Below are 4,341 nucleotides of genomic sequence, written 5' to 3'. Positions count from 1 at the left end.
GGACGGCTCGGTGGTGCGCCTTTCCGACGTGGCGCGCATCGAGATCGGCGGCCAGGCCTACCTGCCGACCGCGCGCCTGGACGGCAAGCCGACTTCCGCGGTCGGCATCCAGCTCTCGCCGACGGCGAATGCGCTGCAAACTGCCGACCTGGTGCATGCCAAGCTCGAGGAACTCTCGAAGTATTTCCCGCCCAACGTCACCTACGCGATTCCCTACGACACATCCACCTTCGTCCGCATCTCGATCGAGGAAGTGGTCAAGACGCTGCTCGAAGGGATCGTGCTCGTCTTCCTCGTGATGTACCTGTTCCTGCAGAACCTGCGCGCGACGCTGATCCCGACGATCGCCGTGCCGGTGGTGCTGCTCGGCACGTTCGCGATCATGAACGTCGTGGGTTTTTCGATCAACGTGCTGTCGATGTTCGGGCTCGTGCTCGCGATCGGTCTGCTCGTGGACGACGCGATCGTCGTGGTGGAAAACGTCGAGCGCGTGATGAGAGAGGAGGGCCTCTCGCCACGAGAGGCGACCCGCAAGGCGATGGGCCAGATCACGGGCGCGCTCGTCGGGGTCGCCCTCGTGCTGTCGGCCGTGTTCGTGCCGGTGGCGCTCTCGGGCGGCTCCGTGGGCGCCATCTATCGCCAGTTCTCGCTCACGATCGTTTCGGCGATGGTGCTCTCGGTGCTCGTCGCGTTGGTGCTGACGCCGGCGTTGTGCGCGACGATCCTCAAGCCGGTTCAGCCCGGCGAGCACGCGGCCACGACGGGTTTCTTCGGATGGTTCAACCGCACGTTCGAGCGCAGCCGCGACAAGTACCACAGCGGCGTGCATCACGTGATTCGCCGCTCGGGCCGGTGGCTCGTGATCTATCTCGCCGTGATCGTCGCCGTCGGCCTGCTGTTCGTGCGGCTGCCGAAGTCGTTCCTGCCCGACGAAGACCAAGGGCTCATGTTCGTCATCGTGCAGACGCCGACGGGCTCGACGCAGGAAACGACGGAACGCACGCTGTCGAACATTTCCGACTATCTGCTCACGCAGGAGAAGTCGCTCGTCGAATCGGTGTTCACGGTGAACGGCTTCAGCTTCGCGGGCCGTGGCCAGAACTCGGGCCTCGTGTTCGTGCGGCTGAAGGATTATGGCTTGCGTCAGCACTCGGATCAGAAGGTGCAGGCCATCATCCAGCGGATGTTCATGCACTACTCGCGTTACAAGGACGCGATGGTGATTCCGTTCAACCCGCCGTCGATTCCAGAACTCGGCACCGCATCGGGGTTCGACTTCGAATTGACCGACAACGCGGGGCTCGGCCACGAAGCGCTCATGAATGCGCGCAATCAGTTGCTCGGCATGGCGTCCAAGGACCCGACGCTCGCGCTCGTGCGGCCCAATGGGCTCAACGATACGCCGCAGTTCAAGATCGACGTCGATCGCGAGAAGGCGCAGGCGCTAGGCGTGTCGCCGCAGGCGATCGACCAGACGTTCTCGGTGGCATGGGCCTCGCAATACGTGAACAACTTCCTCGATACCGACAATCGGATCAAGAAGGTGTACGTGATGGCCGATGCGCCGTTCCGCATGACGCCGGAGGATATGGGCGATTGGTACGTGCGCAACACGTCGGGCACGATGGTGCCGTTCACGTCGTTCTCTTCGGGGCATTGGACGTTCGGCTCGCCGAAGCTCGAGCGCTACAACGGCATTTCGTCGATGGAAATCCAGGGCGCTGCGGCACAGGGCAAGAGCACGGGCCAGGCGATGCAGGCGATGCAAAAAATCGCCGCGAAGCTGCCGGCCGGGATCGGCTACTCGTGGACGGGGCTGTCGTATCAGGAAATCCAATCGGGCTCGCAGGCGCCGATCCTGTATGGCTTGTCGATCCTCGTCGTGTTCCTGTGCTTGGCCGCGCTGTATGAAAGCTGGTCGATTCCGTTCTCGGTCATCATGGTGGTGCCGCTCGGCGTGATCGGCGCGCTGCTGGCCGCGACGATCCGTGGGCTCGAGAACGACGTGTTCTTCCAGGTCGGCCTGCTCACGACGGTGGGGCTCTCGGCCAAGAACGCGATCCTGATCGTCGAGTTCGCGCGCGAATTGCAGCAAGGCGAAGGCATGGGCCCCGTGGAAGCGGCGATGGAGGCCGCACGGCTGCGGCTGCGTCCGATCTTGATGACGTCGCTGGCCTTCATCCTCGGCGTGATGCCGCTCGCGATCAGCAATGGCGCGGGCTCCGCGAGCCAGCACGCGATCGGCACGGGCGTGATCGGCGGGATGTTGACGGCGACGTTCCTCGCGATTTTCTTCATCCCGATGTTCTTCGTCGTGATTCGCGCGAAGTTCGCGGGCGAGTCGGAGGACGTGGACGAAGCGGCGCGCCTGGCGGAGGCGCACCATTCGGCGCCCCATGCGCCGGCCAAGGGCGAGAACGAGAAAGGCGACGAAGGACACTGAAATGAAACGATATTCATTGATTGCGGTCGCCGTGGCCGTGTTCGCGGCCGGTTGCTCGTTCGAGCCGAAATACGAGCGTCCGGCCGCACCCGTGGCAGCGGCGTTTCCGGCGTCGGGAGTCTATGCGACGCAGCCCACGACCACGTCGGCCGATACGGCCGGCGGACGGGCGGCGGTGGACATCGGCTGGCGCGAGTTCTTCACCGATCCGCGACTGCAGCAACTCATCCAGATCGCGCTCGCGAACAACCGCGATCTGCGTGTTTCGGTGTTGAACGTCGAAGCGGCTCGCGCGCAATATCGGATTACGCGCGCTCAGTTGTTCCCGACGCTCGACGCCCAGGCCAGCAAATCGGTCCAGCGCACGCCGAAGGACTTGTCGTTTTTTGGGCAAACGATCTCGCAGCAGTATCAGGTCGGGCTGAACACATCGTGGGAGCTCGATTTCTGGGGACGCATTCGCAGCCTGAAGGATCAAGCGCTCGAGCAGTATCTGGCGACGGCGCAAGCGCGCAAGGCGGCCGAGATTTCGCTCGTTTCGCAGGTGGCGCAGCAGTACCTGCAGGTGCTGGCCGTCGACGATCTGCTCAAGATCACGGACGACACGCTGAAGACGGCGGAAGCGTCGTACTCGCTGACCAAGCTGCAGTTCGACAACGGCACCGGGTCCGAGCTCGACCTTCGCCAAGCCGAAACGGTCGTCGAGCAGGCGCGCGCGAATCGCGAAGCGCAGGCGCGGGCGCGGGCGCAGGCCGAGAATGCACTCGTGCTGCTCATCGGCCAGCCGCTGCCTGCCGATTTGCCGCCGGGGCGCAGTCTCGACGATCAGCGCTTGCTGACCGACATCCCGGCCGGCTTGCCGTCCGATCTGCTGACGCGGCGGCCCGACATCATGGAGGCCGAGGCGACGTTGCGCGCGGCCAACGCGAACATCGGCGCGGCGCGGGCGGCCTTCTTCCCCAAGATTTCGCTGACGGGATCGTTCGGCACGGCGAGCCCGACGCTCGGCGGTTTGTTCAAGGCTGGCTCGGCGGCATGGTCATTTGCGCCGCAGATCGCGCTTCCGATTTTCGAGGGCGGGCGGAATGTGGCCAACCTCGATCTTGCCAACGTGCAAAAGCGCATCGAAATCACGAATTACGAAAAGGCGATTCAATCGGCGTTTCGCGACGTGGCCGACGATCTGGCGGCTCGCAGCACGTACGACTCGCAGATCCAAGCGCTTCAGCGCACGACGTTTGCTCAATCGCGTACGCTCGATTTGTCCCAGCTTCGGTACAAGAACGGCGTCGATAGCTATCTGCAGGTGCTGACTGCGCAGACGAACCTCTATACCGTGCAGCAGTCGCTCATCAACGCGCGTGTGGCGCGGCTCGACAATCTCGTGAATCTGTACGTCGCGCTAGGCGGCGGGTGGATTGCGAACACGGGTGAGACGCCGCGGCCGGCCGATGCGCCGGATACGGCAGGGGCGGCTTCGGGGGTGGCGGGGAAGAATTCAGGCTGACGACCCGTTGGCGGGAAGCAATATGAAGCCGGCGAGCCGACATGTGCTCGCCGGTTTTTTTATGCGGAAGCGCATGGCTCTTTGGTCTTGCATGAGCAAGAACCGTCGATTTCTGCGAGGAAGAGCGGCGTGCGATGGAATTAGAAATCATTGCTTGAAGTACGAGCTGAATCAAAAAATGCATATTGGCTTCTTCAGAGCTCCTGCAGTGATGTTGGTGAGTATCAGATAATGCTGAAATCGTTTGATCTATCTTGTCGTCGAGAGACTATTGTGTAAAATCGCCCGCCTCTGAATGCCGAGTGCTTCGTCAGGCGTGCCAATGAATACGAACTTGTCTGTCCAAGATCTGCGAAAGATCGCCACGGGGATGCAGCACAACCGGCTATTG

At 62.8% G+C, this 4,341-nt stretch carries 2 protein-coding genes; both read left to right on the top strand.

Annotation, left to right across the window (positions count from 1 at the left end; all coding sequences use genetic code 11):
- A partial coding sequence (locus tag ACTHNZ_RS20125; protein ID WP_440544336.1) for an efflux RND transporter permease subunit occupies positions 1 to 2,443 on the top strand: 2,443 nt, incomplete at its 5' end.
- A gap of 1 nt (position 2,444) precedes the next feature.
- Positions 2,445 to 3,950: an efflux transporter outer membrane subunit gene (locus ACTHNZ_RS20120; RefSeq protein ID WP_440544335.1), complete on the top strand. Its 1,506-nt coding sequence runs from the start codon at positions 2,445 to 2,447 to the stop codon at positions 3,948 to 3,950.
- Positions 3,951 to 4,341: the final 391 nt, after the last annotated feature.

The organism is Trinickia sp., from assembly GCF_051953955.1.
Lineage (GTDB): Bacteria > Pseudomonadota > Gammaproteobacteria > Burkholderiales > Burkholderiaceae > Trinickia.
Note: the sequence above shows the minus strand (reverse complement) of the source record. Positions and strands in the feature narration are given on the sequence as shown.

Bases quoted from the DNA above. Each gene is read 5' to 3' on its own strand.
- ACTHNZ_RS20120 (WP_440544335.1), top strand. From the start codon at position 2,445: ATGAAACGATATTCATTGATTGCGGTCGCCGTGGCCGTGTTCGCGGCC.